The sequence below is a fragment of the Paenibacillus campinasensis genome (assembly GCF_002272015.1).
Lineage (GTDB): Bacteria > Bacillota > Bacilli > Paenibacillales > Paenibacillaceae > Paenibacillus_AQ > Paenibacillus_AQ campinasensis.
In genome coordinates this window covers 85733-103373 of record NZ_NPBY01000036.1, presented here as the reverse complement: position 1 = coordinate 103373, position 17641 = coordinate 85733, and the positions used below count along the sequence as shown (strand labels likewise).

Genomic DNA, 17641 nt, shown 5'->3' with positions numbered 1-17641 from the left:
TTTTCTTTATTCACGGCGGGAAAGAGGCATTCGTCAGGCCACCTGGCAGCTGGGGAAATATCAGCAGGGCGATGATGCGGACTAGGGCGATGCAGCGGCAGCGTTCACATAATTGAAGGAATGGCGGGCTTGGGGAAGACGCGGCCTATGGTATACTTAGAAGATGGGAACAATGCAAGTATCGTGTATGATGGAAGATCGAACCTACATATCGAGGTGTATATGGCGTGAATACAATCGTTATTATTGGCGGAGGCATTACCGGCCTCTCTACATTATATTATCTGCATAAAGCGTTGAAGCCGTCCCATCCGGACACGCGGCTCATTCTTATCGAAGCAGGCGATACGCTCGGAGGCAAAATACGAACTTTGCGCGACAGCGAATTCATTATGGAGACGGGAGCCGATTCCATCGTTGCCCGGAAGTCTAATGTGGCTCCGCTGCTGGAGGAACTGGGACTGACGGATCAGGTTGCCTACAATGCGACGGGAACATCGTATATCTACACCCGGGACGGGTTGAAGAAGATTCCGGAGGAGAGCGTGTTCGGCATTCCGCTAAGTCTGCAAGCGCTAGCCGAGAGCGAGCTGGTGTCAGCCGAGGGCAAGGTGGAGGCGCTCAAGGATTACTACACCCCGAACGACCGTTTTACCAAGCGGGATTCCCTGGGGCAGTTTCTGGAGGCGTTTCTCGGCAAGGAGCTTGTGGAGCGCCAGATTGCTCCGGTTGTCTCCGGCGTGTATTCGGGGGAGCTTCATGAGCTGACCATTGCCTCGACATTTCCATACCTGCTGGATTATAAAAATACGTATGGCAGCATCATGGGCGGGCTTGCGGAGAACAAACAGAAGTTTTTGGGCAATGGCTCCAAAAAATTCATCTCCTTTCATAACGGAATGTCGGTCCTGCTGGATACGATGGAGGCGCACTTGTCCGACACAGACATTCGCAAAGGCGTCGCTGCCGAGAAGCTGACCCGAGCTGGCGAGCGGTACGAGATTACGCTTAGCAGCGGTGAACGGCTGGAAGCCGATTATGTGGTGCTCAGCACGCCGGCTGAGGCGGCAAAGCAGTTGCTCACAGACCCGGAATTAAGCGATTTTGATCAGCTCGCCACGAAGTCGCTCATCAGCGTCTATATGGGCTATGATATTGAAGATCGACAATTAGCCTATGATGGCACAGGATTTATAGCGGGCAAGGATTCGGACGTACGATGTGACGCCTGTACCTGGACAAGCCGGAAATGGGCGCACACGTCCGGTCAGCGGCACCTGCTGCTGAGACTGTTTTACAAAAGCTCTAACCCGCATTATGAGGACTTGATCGGGCGCTCGGACGAGGAATTGAAAGAGATTGCGATGGAGGACGTAAGGCGCAGCATCGGGATTACGGCCGAGCCGATTGCGGCCGAGGTCACGAAATGGCATAACAATATGCCGAATTATCACCTGAAGCATCGGCAGGTGGTGGAAGCGCTGGAGCATAAGGTGGCAGAACGGTATCCCAATGTCATTCTGGCTGGCTGCTCCTACTATGGGGTAGGCATTCCGGATTGCATTGCGAACGGGGAGAAGACCGCAGAGCACATTGTTGAGCGGATTCAGAAGGCGGGCAGCTTTCATTCATGAAGAAGAGGGCTGCCGCCGCTTATCGGTGAATAAAAAAAAGACAGCCGCGGCTGTCTTTTTTTTGCTGTTGATCACTAGGGTCGATAGCCTCCAGGTCCGGTAGGGCCTCGAGCTCACACACAGCTCTTCGTTATGTTAAACCTCAGACCCAACGGCCCTGGCGAAATACAGGCTCGACCGTGCCGTCGGCCAGCTCGCCGTCGATGTCCAGCTCTGCCGAGCCGATCATGAAATCGACATGCGTCAGGCTGACGTTGGCGCCCTTGGCTAACAGCTCATCCTTGCTCAGCTTCGTTCCGCCCTCGATGTTGACCGGGTAGGAGCTGCCGAGCGCAAAGTGGCAGGAAGCATTCTCATCGATGCCAGTATTATAGAAGATACGGTTCAGACGGGAAATCGGTGAATCATGCGGCACCAGTGCGACCTCGCCTAAATAGGCGGCTCCTTCGTCCGTTTCGAGCAGGGAAGTCAGATGCTCTCTGCCGGATACCGCATCATAGTCGGTCACTTTACCGTCCTTGAAAGTGAAGCGCAAGCCTTCCACGAGACGTCCGTTCAAGTTGAGCGGCATCGTGCTGGTGACCGTGCCGTTCACCCCGGTGCGCAGTGGCATCGTGTAGATTTCCTCGGTCGGCATGTTGGCTACAAAATACACGCCGGCCTCATTCTCGTCGCCTCCGCCAAGCCACAGATGGCCTTCGGGCAGCTCCACGCGCAGGTCGGTGCCCGGCGCACGGTAATGCAGGCTTTTATAGCGCTTGGTGTTCATAAATTGCTGTCTTGTCTTCAGCTCTGCGATATGCTCACGCCAGGCGGCGACCGGATCGTCACTGCCGACGCGGTTCATCAGGAAGACAGCATCCCACATGGCCTGAATGCGCGATTCTTCCGGCAGATCCGCAAACACTTTGTCCGCCCAGGCACGGGTTGGGGCCTTGATGAGGGACCAGCTGACCTGGTTGTTGCGGACATAAGACTGGTATTTCTCGCGCGCTACCGCCGCGGCTTTCACAGCGGTTGATACTTTCCAGGAATCGATGCCGCGGAACAGCTCCGGATCCGGCACCTTGATATGCAGAACGGCACCGCCGCCTTCGGCCAGCTGCTCCATCATGTCAGCCTGCCATTTCGGATAGTATCCGAAGGAATCATCCGGCGCTTTCTCGTACCGGAGGCGAGTGATGCGCTCATCGTCCCATTCCACCTGAACGTATTTGGCCCCTGCGTCATAGGCTTTGGCTACGACCAGCCGCGTGAATTCCACGGTTTCCAAGGGAGCTTGCACGATTAGCACCTGGCCGGGCTGAATGTTAACCCCAACCTTGATGACGAGCTCCGCGTATTTTTCCAGCATCTGTTCGAAATTGTTCATATGTACAGCCTCCATCTTCAAACTATCCTTCTATTCTAACATAAAGCGAGGAGAGGGGCAGTGGAGGCATCGCTTCATGATCTGACCACGCGCGGTTCAGGAGATTAAGGGGATCGCGAGTCGGCTTCATGCGCACAGCGATGTCTCATTCAGCCTGGCCCGTGCCATCGTAGCGCCCGCCTCGTTTCAGAACCATATCGACCTTGTGCAGATGAGCCGATATGAGCTGGCCTGCACGCTCAGCGTCCTGGGTTGCAATCGCTTCGTAGATGGATTGATGCTCCTTCAGCAGTTGACTGGCAGAGGACTTATCCTCGAAAAACCACAGCTGTCTCGATTTGCCGATCGTTTCCGTCAGCTTGCTCGTCAGCGATTGCATCAGCTCGTTCAGCAGTTGGTTGTGTGACGCGCTTGCGATGGCGAGATGGAAGTCGATATCCGCTTTCTCGCTCCGTGCGGTGTCATCCTGCTCCAGCGCCAGCTCCATAACGGTAACAATTTGCTTCAAGGCAGCAAGATCCTGCTCGGTTCGGCGCTTCGCCGCGCTGGCCGCCGCACCGCTTTCCAGATAAATGCGCACCTCCAGCAGTTCCTTCAAATCATCCGCATCGGCAAAAGGATCCTTGGCATCGCTATGAACGGTCGGAAGCAACTTGCTCACAAAGGTGCCTCCCCCATGCTTGACGTCGATCCATCCTGTCGCCTTCAGCGCACTAAGCGCTTCGCGGATCGTGGAACGTCCAACGCCATATGCAGCTGCAAGATCAACAACCGAAGGCAGGCGCTGTCCCGGCTGCAGTGTTCCATCTTCGATTTGGGAGAGGATCATTCGCTTTACAATTTCATGTCCTTTTTCGGTCTCAACTTTAATGGATTGCATACGGCCTCCAAAAATTTGTAGCATATGCCTATACTGTACATGGCTGTTCCGCTATAATCAACCATAAAGTCATCAGATGACCTGCTCACTTAATCTTAAGGAGGCTATTTATGATCACGGAATCGATGAGCAAACAGCTTAAAGCCATCGTGGGCGATAAGTACTTCAGAACGGATCCGGAGGCGCTGATCACGCATTCTTATGATGGAACACCTATGCTGCAGGCGCTGCCGGACGGGGTGATCTATCCCGAAACGACAGCGCAGGTGAGCGAAATTATGAAGATCGCCAGCGCGAACCGGATTCCAATTGTAACGAGAGGCTCGGGATCCAATCTGTGCGGGGGCACAACCCCGCTCCAGGGCGGAATCGTCATGGTTATGCATCGCATGAACCAAATTATTGAGGTGGATATGGAGAACTTGACCGCGACGGTGCAGCCGGGAGTAATTACCGGCCATTTCAGCAAGCATATCGAGGAGCTCGGCTTGTTCTATCCGCCGGATCCGAGCAGCATGAAGATTTCAACGATTGGCGGCAACATCGCGGAATGCTCAGGCGGCTTGCGCGGGTTGAAATATGGAACCACGAAGGATTACGTGTTAGGCCTAACAGCCGTGCTCCCGAGCGGCGCGGTGATTCATACCGGCGGCAAGCTGGCAAAGGATGTGGCTGGTTATGATCTGACGAAGCTGCTGGTGGGCTCCGAAGGAACGCTGGCTGTCATTACCGAAGCGATTCTGAAGCTCATTCCGCCGCCCAAAACGAAAAAAACGATGGTTGCGATGTATAAGGACATTTATGGTGCCGCCCGTACGGTATCTAAAATTATTCAGCAGCACATCATTCCTGCCACGCTGGAAATACTGGACAATCCGACAATCCGCGTAGTTGATGACTTCGCCAAAATCGGCCTGCCGCTCGATATGGCTGCCATTTTGATTATCGAGCAGGATGGCGAGCCGGAAATGGTCGAACGGGATATCGAGGCCATCTACACCATTTGCCGCGAAGAGCAGGCTGATCGCTTGGAGATCGCACAAACGCGCGAGGAAGCAGAGAAGCTATTGACGGCACGCCGCAGCGCATTTACAGCACTGGCGCGCTTGCGTCCGACTACGATCCTGGAGGATGCAACGGTACCGCGCTCGAAAATTGCCGAGATGATTCTCAGAACGAATACTATCGCGATAAAATACAACGTCAATATCGCCACCTTCGGTCATGCCGGTGACGGGAACCTGCATCCGACGGCAACGACCGATGCCAGGGACTCGGAAGAAGTGCACCGCGTGGAAGAGGCCTTTGCCGAAATCTTCGAAGCGGCGATTGCACTGGGCGGAACGATTACAGGTGAGCATGGTGTCGGGAGTGTGAAAGCGCCATACCTGGAATGGAAGGTTGGCGAAGCGGGAATCGAGGTTATGAAGGGGATTAAGGCGGCGTTTGATCCGCATCATATTTTGAATCCGGGCAAAATGTTTGCCAAGGAAACGAGAAAGAGGCTGGTGATTCATCATGGCTAGTCCGACAGGCAAATTCGGCAAGCCGGCTATTGAGCACAGCAATCCGCTCGCGCGGACATTGCTGGAGAAGCTGGATTACGATCAGCTGACGAACTGTATGCGCTGCGGCTTTTGCCTGCCGGCATGCCCTACCTTTCATGAAACCGGGATGGAGCCGGCCTCGCCGCGCGGGCGAATTGCCATGATGAAGGCGGCTGTAGACGGACTGATGGTGCCGGATCAGCAGTTCAAGGATCAGATGAACCTCTGTCTGGGCTGCCGTGCCTGTGAGCCGGCCTGCCCGGCTGATGTGAAGTATGGTCAGCTGATTGAACAGACGAAGGAAGCGATAGCGGAGCATGCGCATTATACCGCACCGGTCAAGATACTGCGCAATACGTTGTTCAAAAAGGTATTCCCTAAGCGCGGCAGCTTGAAGCTGCTGGGCGGCACGCTTGCCCTCTACCAAAAGTCCGGCTTGAAGAAAATGGCGCGAGCCAGCGGCATGATGAGGCTGTTTCCCAAGCATCTGGCTGAGATGGAGAGCATTATGCCGCCAGCAAGCAGCAAGGGCGTTGTTGAGCGGCTTGGCACCTTCTATCCGGCCCAAGGCGAGAAGGTGGGCACCGCTGCCATGTTCCGCGGCTGTATTATGGATGTGATGTTTGCAGGCACGAACGTGAACACGGTGGAGCTTCTTTCGGCGGCTGGCTTCGATGTGCATATTCCGGATGCGCAGGTATGCTGCGGGGCGCTGCATGCGCACAGCGGCGAGATCAACGATGCACGAGCGCTGGCCAAGGCCAATATTGAGGTGTTCAAGAAGCTCGATATCGATTACATTGTATCCAATGCGGGCGGCTGTGGCGCGCTGCTGGTGGAGTACGATCATTTGCTGATGCAGGATGATCATTATCGTGAGGATGCAAAGTGGTTTGCAGAACGCGTCATCGATGTGAGCACGCTTCTCGTAGCAAAGGGAAACCCGTTGCGATTTGCTGAGCAGGCCGCCGGGCAGGAAGAAGTGAAGGTGACCTATCAGGACTCCTGTCATTTGCGCAATGTGATGAAAGGCGCTCATGCGCCGCGTGTGCTGATGAAGAAGGTTGCCAATACCGAGTACATCGAGATGGTGGATGCGGATCGCTGCTGCGGCTCCGCAGGGATATACAATGTCGTGCAGCCTGAGATGGCCGGAGACATCCTTGCGCATAAGATGGAGCATGCCAACAACACGCAGGCCAGCTATATGCTGACAAGCAATCCAGGCTGCCTGCTGCAAATGAAGCTTGGCATTGAGAAGCATCAGCCACAGCAGACGATGAGGGCGATGCACCTTGTTGACTTTTTGCGTGAGCGAATGATATCCTCGAAATAGTCAAAATTAGTCGAACTGTGAAACACACCGGGCGCTGCCAGATGAACGATATCATTCAGCGAGTGATGCTGTAGTCTTGCTTATGATGGAGATGGATAGAATACAATCGTGAGTAGGTAGATGATGAGTATTAATAACAATGTGTTAATTAAAATTCGTGACATGAAGGATAGTCTGACCCCGGTTGAACGCATGGTGGCAGATTATATTTTGGAGAACACCGAGGAGATTCCTCATCTTTCCATCAAGGCGCTCGCACAAGCGAGCAAAACGAGCGATGCCTCCGTGCTTCGCTTCTGCAAAACGATGGGCTATAGCGGCTATCGTCATTTTATTGTGAGCATATCCGCGTCACTCGGCTCTCGCGATGAGGATCAGAAGGCGCAGTATACCGACATCCAGCCTGGCGATAATCTTTCGACGATCATCTCGAATATTTCCTTGAACAATTGCAAGTCCATCGAGGATACGCTCAGCGTCATTGATCGTGAGCAGATCGCGAAAGCGGTGGAAGCGCTTCGCTCCAGCAAGCGCATCGCGTTTTTTGGCATTGGCGCTTCAGGGTTAGTGTGCATGGATGGCGAGCAGAAGTTTTCGAGGATTAACAAAATATGTCATTCCTATACAGACGGCCATAGCCAGCTGACGGCAGCCACCCTGCTGGAGGAGCAGGACGTTGCTATCTTCGTATCCAACTCAGGTGAAACCGTCGAAATTCTGGACGCGCTGGACATTGCGCAACGAAACAAAACGAAGTGCATTGCCATCACCAAGTACACCCGAAGTGAGCTCGCGGAAAAAGCCGATATTGTGCTAAGCATCTCTACTCCCGAGCTGACGATTCGCAGCGGCGCAATGGGTTCGCGCATTGCCATGCTGACGATCATCGACATCCTGTTTGCGGGTGTAGCCAGTGCGGAATATGAACATGTTAAGGTCCATTTGAAGAAAACGCACAATATTTTATTGAAAAAGCATCGACATTAATCTGTATTATGGGAAAGAAGACGTTAGTCGCATTTGCGGATTGATGTCTTTTTTTGTGTGTAATGAAATAAAACATCGGAATTTTATTTTTATTTGAATTTTTATTTCAAAAAGTATTGACGGTGTGTAAGCGGTAAATTAAGATAGAAATATAGGAATTGTTAAAAAAACTAACATATAAAGTAAAGAGAATGTTAGGAATAACAACGAGGAGGGAGACCATGAATGACTACCTTGCGGGATTGACAACGGAGGCCATTAACCCGGATACCTTGTCGATCGATGAGTGTACCACCGAACAGATGGTGCAGCTTATGAATCAACAGGATGCGCTGGTGCCGGCAGCTGTCGCACAAGAAATTCCGCAAATTGCAAAGGCGGTAGATATTCTACACCAAAGGTTATCTCATGGTGGGAAGATGTTTTATATAGGAGCAGGTACATCTGGACGATTAGGCGTATTGGATGCTTCTGAATGTCCGCCAACGTTTGGCACGGACCCTTCCTTGGTACAGGGGTATATCGCGGGCGGGGACACGGCATTGCGAAATGCGGTTGAAGGTTGCGAGGATAATTTGGAAGAAGGCATGTTGCTAATTGACAGCATTGGTGTAACAAACAAAGATGTGGTCATCGGCATATCGGCTAGCGGCAGTGCGCGCTTTGTCATCGGCGCATTAACGAGAGCGAAGGAGTTAGGGGTAACGACGATTGCGGTATGCAATAACAAGGGCTCCAAGATCGAACCGATTGCTGATGTGGCCATTACACCGGTTGTGGGTCCAGAGGTCATTAGCGGCTCCACTCGTTTGAAGGCAGGAACTGCCCAGAAGCTTGTGCTCAATATGCTCACCACCTGCACGATGGTGAAGCTGGGGAAAACCTACAACAACTTAATGGTAGACCTGAAGGCAAGCAACCTCAAGCTTGTGGACCGCTCTGTTCGCATCATTATGAGAGCAACCGGCGTAGATGCTGCTACCGCTTCTGCTGCGCTTGAGAAGGCATCGATGAACTGCAAACTCGCCATTATGATGGTGAAGACAGGACTGGAAGCCAGCGAGGCAGAACAAGCGCTAACTCAGCATGATGGCCGCTTAAAGCATGCCATTCATGCTCAGATGTCGAGTTAGGTGAAGTGAGGAAGACCAGGTTGGATGCAATTATTAATGGGGAGGCATGTATCTATGAAAAAAGGATTGCGCAGGTTCACGCTGTTGTTAACCGTCATGATGCTTGTGTCATTATTGGCAGCTTGCGGAGGCAGCAACAATAACAGTCCGGGTTCCACAAATTCTGATTCATCCGCGAACACAGGCGGATCTAGCGGCAACGGCGGTGGCGAGCTGGAAAAAGATACAATCACAGCATTGCTGCCGCCAGTGTCCGCGAATTACCAAGCAAGATTTTCAGATATGGAAAAAGAATTCAACGAGCTGTATCCGCATTTGACATTGAAAATTGAACCTGCGAGCTGGGAGGATATGACGTAGAAGCTGGATACTCAGGTTAATGCCGGATCTCCGCCGGATATCGCATGGGTAGGCTCTACAGCCATTTCCAAGTATGCAGCGCTTGATGTTCTTGTAGACCTCAGCGATGTCCTTACCGACGACGTAATTGCAGATTATGATCCAATTCCATTGCAATACTTCCAGTTGGGAGATGGGCAGTACGGCTTGCCGGCCTACATGGCCATCCATTCGATCGGCGGGAACCGGCAGTTCCTTGAGGAAGCGGGAATCGACTGGAGATCTGTACAGCAGAACGGATGGACTTACGATGAATTCCGTGAAGCGATCAAAGCCGGCGTCGTCAAGGATGCAAGTGGCGAAACGACCCGTTACGGCTTCGTATTCGCAACCGCTGGCGTCACCTCCAAGGACTATCTGAGCATTATGGCGAAATCGGCCGGATTGCCAGAGTACTTTGATGAAAACTTGAAATTCACATACACCAGCAAAAACTTCCTCGGTCTGCTTGAAGCGATTCGTGAAATGATCGATGACGGTTCGATGCCGAAAGAGCTGAGCTCGATTGATGCCGGCAAGCGCTGGAACATGTTCCTGACAGGTCAAACGATGATTACAGGTAAAGGTCTAGCAAGCTTCGAGAACTCGGCTCGTCTGAACAATGAGAAAATTCAAGCAAACGATGGCTCTGCCGTAGCCGATTCCATCGAAGCTGAATATATCGCCTTGCCTGTCCCAACCTTCAACGGTGCGGATTATGTGCCGACAACGGTGGTGGATGGTTACATCGCCCTTCGTGGCAAAAAAGAGCCGACAGAGCAGCATATCCACAATATTGCGTTAGCGATGCACTACTTGTCTTCCGGTTCGATCGCGGCGAACTACAGCAATGAACTGTTCTTATCTCCTATTACAGAGTCCGCTCGCAATGCGGAAGTGCTTGAAGAATACCCTCGTAACGAGGATAACCTGAAAGCAGACCAGGCGATGATGGACAAAGCCGTGGCGGCTCGCACGGATATTCCTACAGAACTCGCTGCGGAAGCCATCAAAATTGAAACCGAGGTCATCGTACCGAAGCTTCAGGCATTGCTCGCAGATGAAATTACACCTCAAGAGATGTATGACGCCGTTAAAGCAGCTGCGGTGAAATCCTTCGGTGAAGACGGCGTTGTCGTTGACTAACCGATAGGGGAAGCAGATGAAAGCTGTACGTATCTTGAACGTACAGCTTTCATTCTGGCTTTCGTCTAGCGTATGTACTGTTCCAGGAAGAGAGGTGCGGCCCAGTGAATCAAATGTTGACCAGAAAAAGAAGATTAAAACTTGAAAGTGATACAGGTTGGGGATATGTATTCATCGCGGTAGCTCTGATTGCGTTCAGTTTATTCACCGCCTATCCGGTAATCAATGCATTTGTGATCAGCTTGCAGGAATACAGGCCTTTGGGGTCCACTTATGTAGGGTTGGAGAACTTCAAGGAATCTTTTACAGACACATTGTTTTGGAAGGCCGTTAAAAATACGGTGGTGTACACCCTGTTAACGGTGCCTGCCAACATATTCATTTCGTTCTTAATTGCAATCTTAATCATTCCTTTCAAAAAAAGGACACAGACGATCTTCAAGGCGGTTTATTACTTGCCGGCTGTAGCTTCAGGCGTCGCGCTTGCGGTCGTATGGCTATGGATTTTCGACCCGCTCAAATCAGGCATTGCCAATCAAATCGTGGCATTTTTCGGCATGAGCAATCAGAACTGGCTTGGCTCCAGTGCAACGGCCATGTTCTCCCTCGTGTTAATGTCATGGTTATCCAGCCATGGTACAGCGATCATTATTTATTTGGCTGCATTGCTCGGGATCGATAACAGCTACTATGAAGCTGCTGAAATTGACGGTGCGACATTTCTGCAGAAGCTATGGTATATCGTCGTTCCTTTCCTTAAGCCCACAACGCTCTTCCTACTCGTTACAGGCCTAATCGGCTCCTTCCAGGTATTCCAGAACGCTTACCTTATGACAGGCGGCGGACCAGACCATGCAACGACAATGGTAGGATTGTTAATCTTTAACAATGCGTTCACATATTTTGAATTTGGAAAGGCAGCAGCACAATCGCTGGTACTGGCCGCAATCATTGCCGTGATATCCTTCGCTCAGTTCAAATTTATGGGTAAAGATATCGAATACTAGGAAAAGGGGCGAAACAAATGGCTTTGTATAACAACAATTTTAAAAGCAGATGGGCTTTGTTCGCTCGCAATGGCCTGATTATTGTGTTCCTGATTCTGTTTGCGCTGGCGACCATTTTTCCGATCTACTTTATGCTCATTTCCTCATTCGGAGATCCGGTGGAAGCTGGGGCCATGAGCTATTCGATCATACCGAACAAGATTTCGTTCGAGTCTTATAAATTCTTCTTCCAATTCAGTCCGCATACCTGGGATTGGCTGCTGAACTCATTCATCGTAGCCGCATGCATTACCGTCTCGAACGTGTTTTTTGCCACACTGGCAGGGTACACCTTTGCGAAAATGAAATTCAAGGGCAAAAACATTTTGTTTGCGATCCTGCTGGGGTCGATGATGATTCCGGGCCAAGTAACGCAGGTGCCGCTGTATATTTTGATCGTGAATATTTTTGAGCTGCAAAATACGTATGAAGCCTTGATTATGCCCAGCATCGTGACCGTATACAACATCTTCCTGGTGAAGCAGTTCATGTCTTCGATTCCCGGTGAAATTCTGGAGGCTGCTAAAATCGAGGGCTGCTCTCAGCCTAAAATTTTCTGGCACATAATTATGCCGCTATCCAAAACGGTGATGGCCGTGCTGGCGATTCTGACGTTCATGGCGGCTTGGAATGATTTCTTCTGGCCCTTCCTCGTCACGAACACGATGGATATGCAGACGATTCAGGTCGGTTTGAAAAGCTTCCGCTTTGCCAATACGACATACTTTGCCCCTATGATGGCAGGTGCGACCATCTCGGCGGTGCCGATGTTTATTCTGTTCTTCAGCTTGCAGCGCTACTTCCTTGAGGGGGTAACCGTAGGAGCGGTGAAGGGATGATAACCAGAGCAAATGCATACGCTGTCGGCTTAATGTCTGGAACATCCGTGGACGGAATAGATGCCGCTGTAATCAAGATCCATGCTGTAAGGGAGCAAGAGCTTGACGTACAGCTGCTGGCCTTTGAAAACACGCCCTATCCGGAACAGACCAGAAACCGAATATTCGAGCTTTTTGATCCGGCAAAGGCAACGATGGATAAGGTCGGAATGATGAATATGTGGCTAGGTGAGCTGTATGCCAATGCCACATATTCCGTTATTGCCAAGAGTGGCTTGAAGCCCGAGCAAATTAGTGTCATCGGCTCCCATGGACAAACGATCTACCATGCGCCATGGGATCATGCGATTGACGGTCATACGGTCCGTTATACGGTACAAATTGGCGAAGGTGCTGTTATTGCCAATCGAACAGGCATACCTTGCGTATCGGATTTCCGTGCCGCAGATATGGCCGTTGGCGGGCAAGGCGCGCCGCTCGTGCCGTTTACCGACTACTTGCTGTATCGCAGTGACAAGCATACCAGGCTGCTGCAAAATATTGGCGGCATCGGCAATGTCACCGTGCTGCCGGCAGGCGCTTCCGCGGAGGAGGTGTATGCCTTCGATACCGGCCCTGGCAATATGATTATCGATGCGCTGATTGCACAGCTGTATGCACCCCTTACGATGGATATCGGCGGTCAAATTGCGGCTCGTGGGCAAGTGATGGATGAATTGCTCTCCTGGATGCAGCAGGATGATTATTATGCGATGCCGCTTCCTAAGTCAACCGGGCGAGAACGGTTCGGCATGCAGTACACGGAACAAATTCTAACCATGATGCGAGAGAAACAGTGGCGTGCAGAGGATGTTGTCGCGACGGTTACCTACGAAGCGGCATGGTCGATCTATGACAGCTATAGCCGATATGTTGCTCCGCGGCATCCGGCCCAGCAGCTGATTGTCGCCGGTGGCGGCAGCTATAATGCGACGCTTCTAGGTTACTTGAAGCAGCTGTTCTTGCCGCTCGGCATAGACGTACTGACACAGGAGGAGATTGGCGGCAACAGCGATGCCAAGGAAGCGATTGCCTTTGGCTTGCTGGGCTATTACACGCTGCAGCAGCTGCCTAACAACATTCCGAACGTAACCGGAGCAAGCCGCCCGGTTGTGATGGGCAAGCTGAGCTGGCCTGCACGTTGATGGGATCGTAGGTTGGATCAGATCGTATAAGAGGCAGAAGTCATGTACAGACGCGATGGGCTTTTGAAAACACTCCGTACTGGAGGGATTCCCGATGATAAGACCCTATAGAGCAGATGATTTACCGGAAGTTGTAGCGCTCTGGAATCAGGAGGCGGTCAAGCATCACTACCAGCGATTGACAAATGAATCGTTCACCAGGACATTTATCAAGCAGCCATACTACGATCCGGCCTGTGTGCTTGTTGCTTATGAGGATGATGAGCTTGTGGGGTTTGCAGCAGGCTGCACAGGGGATGATTTGCCGCTAGGCGAGGCTGCCGGGTACATCACCTGTGTGTGGGTGAAGGAAGGCAGCGGCCCGCAGCTCGTGGATCAGCTGGTGGGGCGGCTGGAGCAGAGATTCGTCCAGCTTGGCAAAATACAGGCTGAGGTGCTCTTCTTCAATCCGGTCAAGCTGGGGTGGCATATGCCTTCAGAGCCTCGGCATGAGCATAACAACGCGCCGGGCATAAGCAAGGATCTGCCGTTGTATCGGTGCCTGGTTCAGCGTGGTTACGTGGACCGCGCGACACAGTGCGGCATGTACTTGAAGCTGGGGCAGTTTAACGTACCCGGCGATATTATTGCGAAGGAGCAGCGTGCTGCGGAGAAGGGATATACGGTAGTGCGCTTTGATTCCGCCGTGCATCAAGATCTTAACGGCTTGCTTGCAGCACTGGGCAATCCGCAGTGGCAGCATGAGATTATAGAGGCCGCGGCGGCGGGAGTTCCATTGCTTGTCGCTGCGTTGGACCATCAATGTGTCGGCTTCGCCGGACCGATCATAAGGCAGACGAACGGCCGCGCTTATTTTAGCGGGATCGGCGTGCATCCAGAGCATGAAGGACATGGGCTGGGCAGCGTACTCTTTTTCCGCATGGTAGAGGCGTTCCAGGCAGCAGGTTGCGAGTATTCCACGCTGTTTACAGGCAGCAATAATCCGGCGATCCGCATTTATGAGCGTGCCGGGTTTACGATCGAGAAGCAGTTTTCCATATTGCGAAAGGAGCGATTAGCATGCGTGAACAGCAAACGATCCTAGCCGTTGGTGCTCATGTCGGCGATGTAGAGCTTGCCTCGGGCGGCGTGCTGGCAAGTCATAGTCTGAAGGGCGATCGCATCGTCACGCTGGCGTTAACAGCCGGAGAGCGCGGCGTGCCGGCCGGGCAGGATATGAGGCAATACCGCGAGCAGAAGATTCAAGAGGCAAATGTATTTGCCGAGATGCTGGGCGGAGAGGCGGTCGTGTTCGATTATCCGGATGGCGAGCTTCCCGATACCGAGCAGGTCCGGATGGAGGTATGCGATGTGATCCGCCGCGTCAAGCCGAACGTGATCATTACGCACTGGAAAAACAGCATGCACAAGGATCATGCGCTTACGCATCTTATTGTCAATGATGCCCGTTTCTATGCCAGCATGCCCACGATTGAGCGCGAGCTGCCCCATCATTTCGCGGCCAGACTGTATTACTCCGAGAACTGGGAGGATGCCGTGGACTATGTCCCGTACGTCTACGTTGATTTCGACCAGGCGGCGTTTGATCTATGGATCGAGGCGCTTAGTAAGCATTGGTTCGTCACGGGCAGCAAATCATTCAGGTATTTGGATTATTATAAGGCGTTAGCGGTTGTGCGCGGCTGTGAGGCAAGACAAACATATGCGGAAGCCTTTATGGTTCCAGCTGAAACGATGAAAATTAGACAATCGAGTTTATTATAAAGGCGAGGCTTTTTCACCGCGCGCTGAGAGCTGGACGCTGGGCGGTGTACGAAAAGATAAAGCGGCGTGTTTCTTGGCTTGTCAGCATACCGTCGTTTCTTTACCGCATGAGGAAGCAGCAAGGGACCGGATGCTATAAAGATTAGGAGGCAGCATGAAATGGTACGTAACGGCGTCGATTCGCTACTGAACTATCGTCACCTGCTGGAGGGCAAACGAGTGGGTTTGATTACAACGCCTACGGGCCTTACGGCAGATTTCAGATCGACGATATCCATCGTGCATGAGCATTTTCACTTGGCGGCGATGTTCTCGCCGGAGCATGGCGTTCGAGGCGATTTGGATGCAGGCGCGCTGGTGGATACGTATATTGATCCTTATACGGGGGTGAAGGTTCACAGCCTGTATCGCAAGGACTCCAAGCGTCTCACGCCACAGATGCTGGAAGAGATCGACGTGCTCGTATACGACATTCAGGATGTTGGGGTGCGCTATTATACATTTATCTATACGATGCTGTATGCGCTTGAGGATTGTGCGAAGGCAGGGATACCATTCATCGTGCTTGATCGCGTGAACCCGCTGGACGGCGTAACGGTGGAGGGAAATACGCTGAAGCCGGGCTACAGGTCATTCGTCGGCAACTATGAGCTGGCGGTCCGCTATGGATTGACGGCGGGCGAGGTGGCGATGATGGCGAATGATCAGCAGGGCTGGAAGGCCGAGCTTCATGTGGTGCCGCTGGCGGGATGGACGCGCGATATGCGTTTTCCGCAGACGGGTTTGACCTGGGTGCATCCATCGCTGGGCATGCCGCGCTATGAAACGGCGCTGCTCTATACGGGCACATGCTTGTTCGAGGGAACGAACTGCTCAGAAGGAAGGGGCACGACCTTTCCGTTTGAAATGATCGGCGCGCCTTACATCGAAGCACAGCAGCTGGCCGATGTGATGAACGCGAAGCAGCTGCCAGGTGTTCGCTTCCGTCCCGTGCATTTTAAGCCGACCGTCTCGAAGCATGCAGGTGAGTTATGCGGCGGCGTCCAGCTGTATGTCACAGAAGATCAGCTTATCAGGCCGCTTGAGATCGGTGTCACGCTAATGTTTGCCATTCGGGATATGTATGAGCCGTTTTCGTTCCTACCGCCGATTAAGGAGGGTTCTCGTCCGTTTATCGATCTGCTGTGCGGTGACCGTTTATATCGAGAGACGCAAGCTTCCGCATCACAGCTGCTGGAGCAGTTTGCTGAGGATAGCAGGCGGTTCGCTGAACTGAAAAAGCAATACCACATTTATATGTAAGGGCTGTACAGCGCAAGTGAAGGGGGATCTAAGATGGCCTATGTCATTGGTATAGATGGTGGCGGCACGAAAACAGCGGTAGCAATCGCCTCTGATCAGGGCGAGCTGATCGAGCAGTTCCATGTCGGCGCGATTAATTACAATGGCGGCGATGCCGAGACGATTGCCGCTTCCTTTCAGGAGATGTTTGACCGCATCAAGGCATGCTGTGGTTCGTCCGGCCCGATTCAGCAAATCGTGATCGGGGCAGCAGGCATCAGCAATCCGCAAGTCAGCATAAAGCTCGAGCACAGCGTGCGCAGGCAAGGCTATGAGGGTGCGCTCCGGATAACAGGGGATCAGGAAACCGCCCTGTACGGCGCGCACAATGCGATGCAGGGGATTATTTTGATCGCGGGAACGGGCTCCATCTGCTTTGGGGTCAATGCGAAGGGAGAGAAGCATCGAAGCGGCGGCTTCGGGCATCTGATCGATGATGAGGGCAGCGGCTACAGCATTGGCCGACAACTGCTGTCGGTGCTTGTTCAGGCGGAGGATGGCAGGCTGAGCGATACTGTGATTCCGGCGATGGTCTACAAGCAGCTTGGGCTGCACACGGTGCAGGAAATTATCGGATTCGTATATAGCAAGGAAACGACCAAGAAGAACATTGCTGCCTTAGCGCCAATTATGACAACAGCATGTGAGCAGGGAGATGAACAGGCTCTGCGGATTGCGAAGCGATGTGCGGACAGTCTGCACGAGCTGCTTGTACCCGTGATCGAGAAGCTGGGGCTGCAAGATAGTCCCATTGCCGTGGCTGGCAGTGTGCTGCAACAGTCTCCCTTCGTTCAGGAGGCGCTCGCCAGTAAGCTGAAGGAAACGTATCCGAGCACGCGTTTAATCCTGCCGATGAAGAATGCCGCATACGGAGCCGTGCTCATGGCATGTAAGCTGCTGCGCGAGCGTTCAACATGCGCCACACGAACCTCATGGCCGGCGGACGGCAGATAAAAAGGCAGATTGCCGCTGATCCTTATTGGGATCGCAGCAGTCTGCCTTTGTGTTAGGTTTGGTTGGAGCATGCTCACTGCGTCATGCAGTGGACCGGGCC

Annotated in this window: 16 protein-coding genes; 14 read left to right on the top strand and 2 right to left on the bottom strand. The window is 52.5% G+C overall.

The window, feature by feature from the left end; all coding sequences use genetic code 11:
- The first annotated feature begins 227 nt into the window (after window positions 1-227).
- Window positions 228-1634 (top strand): protoporphyrinogen oxidase, encoded by a 1407-nt coding sequence (locus tag CHH67_RS11995; RefSeq protein WP_095265421.1) that lies wholly within the window; start codon window positions 228-230, stop codon window positions 1632-1634.
- A gap of 142 nt (window positions 1635-1776) precedes the next feature.
- Here the strand turns inward: CHH67_RS11995 and CHH67_RS11990 are convergent, their stop codons facing one another.
- Both CHH67_RS11990 and CHH67_RS11985 read right to left on the bottom strand, forming a co-directional pair.
- A complete protein-coding gene (locus CHH67_RS11990; protein ID WP_095265420.1) occupies window positions 1777-3006 on the bottom strand; it encodes an aminopeptidase in 1230 nt (409 codons plus the stop codon).
- A 145-nt stretch (window positions 3007-3151) separates the two neighbouring features.
- A complete protein-coding gene (locus CHH67_RS11985) occupies window positions 3152-3886 on the bottom strand; it encodes a FadR/GntR family transcriptional regulator (protein ID WP_095265419.1) in 735 nt (244 codons plus the stop codon).
- A 110-nt stretch (window positions 3887-3996) separates the two neighbouring features.
- Here CHH67_RS11985 and CHH67_RS11980 point away from each other — a divergent pair, with 110 nt between their 5' ends.
- From CHH67_RS11980 to CHH67_RS11925, 13 genes are all read left to right on the top strand, one after another.
- Complete coding sequence (locus CHH67_RS11980; RefSeq protein ID WP_095265418.1) at window positions 3997-5412, top strand: FAD-binding oxidoreductase; 1416 nt, start codon at window positions 3997-3999, stop codon at window positions 5410-5412.
- Window positions 5405-6769: a (Fe-S)-binding protein gene (locus tag CHH67_RS11975; RefSeq protein ID WP_095265417.1), complete on the top strand. Its 1365-nt coding sequence runs from the start codon at window positions 5405-5407 to the stop codon at window positions 6767-6769. Before CHH67_RS11980 ends, CHH67_RS11975 begins: the two co-directional genes overlap by 8 nt.
- A 123-nt stretch (window positions 6770-6892) precedes the next feature.
- A complete protein-coding gene (locus tag CHH67_RS11970; RefSeq protein WP_095265425.1) occupies window positions 6893-7756 on the top strand; it encodes a MurR/RpiR family transcriptional regulator in 864 nt (287 codons plus the stop codon).
- Between the two features lie 221 nt (window positions 7757-7977).
- Window positions 7978-8889 carry an N-acetylmuramic acid 6-phosphate etherase gene (gene murQ / locus CHH67_RS11965; protein ID WP_095265416.1) on the top strand — a complete coding sequence of 304 codons (912 nt, stop codon included), beginning with the start codon at window positions 7978-7980 and terminating at the stop codon, window positions 8887-8889.
- 54 nt (window positions 8890-8943) lie between these two features.
- A complete protein-coding gene (locus CHH67_RS27180; protein WP_342351956.1) occupies window positions 8944-9249 on the top strand; it encodes a hypothetical protein in 306 nt (101 codons plus the stop codon).
- Window positions 9250-9252: 3 nt separating this feature from the next.
- Window positions 9253-10413 carry an ABC transporter substrate-binding protein gene (locus tag CHH67_RS11960; protein WP_342351957.1) on the top strand — a complete coding sequence of 387 codons (1161 nt, stop codon included), beginning with the start codon at window positions 9253-9255 and terminating at the stop codon, window positions 10411-10413.
- 113 nt (window positions 10414-10526) lie between these two features.
- Window positions 10527-11420 carry a carbohydrate ABC transporter permease gene (locus CHH67_RS11955; RefSeq protein WP_095265415.1) on the top strand — a complete coding sequence of 298 codons (894 nt, stop codon included), beginning with the start codon at window positions 10527-10529 and terminating at the stop codon, window positions 11418-11420.
- 17 nt (window positions 11421-11437) lie between these two features.
- Complete coding sequence (locus CHH67_RS11950) at window positions 11438-12298, top strand: carbohydrate ABC transporter permease (RefSeq protein WP_095265414.1); 861 nt, start codon at window positions 11438-11440, stop codon at window positions 12296-12298.
- A complete protein-coding gene (locus tag CHH67_RS11945; protein WP_095265413.1) occupies window positions 12295-13482 on the top strand; it encodes an anhydro-N-acetylmuramic acid kinase in 1188 nt (395 codons plus the stop codon). The genes CHH67_RS11950 and CHH67_RS11945 overlap by 4 nt, the downstream gene beginning before the upstream one ends.
- 94 nt (window positions 13483-13576) lie before the next feature.
- Window positions 13577-14566 (top strand): GNAT family N-acetyltransferase, encoded by a 990-nt coding sequence (locus CHH67_RS11940; RefSeq protein WP_095265412.1) that lies wholly within the window; start codon window positions 13577-13579, stop codon window positions 14564-14566.
- Window positions 14542-15246, top strand: a complete 705-nt coding sequence (locus CHH67_RS11935) for a PIG-L deacetylase family protein (RefSeq protein WP_095265411.1) — start codon at window positions 14542-14544, stop codon at window positions 15244-15246. Before CHH67_RS11940 ends, CHH67_RS11935 begins: the two co-directional genes overlap by 25 nt.
- A 159-nt stretch (window positions 15247-15405) precedes the next feature.
- A complete protein-coding gene (locus CHH67_RS11930; RefSeq protein WP_095265410.1) occupies window positions 15406-16548 on the top strand; it encodes an exo-beta-N-acetylmuramidase NamZ family protein in 1143 nt (380 codons plus the stop codon).
- A gap of 33 nt (window positions 16549-16581) precedes the next feature.
- Complete coding sequence (locus CHH67_RS11925; RefSeq protein ID WP_095265409.1) at window positions 16582-17541, top strand: N-acetylglucosamine kinase; 960 nt, start codon at window positions 16582-16584, stop codon at window positions 17539-17541.
- Window positions 17542-17641 lie beyond the last annotated feature (100 nt).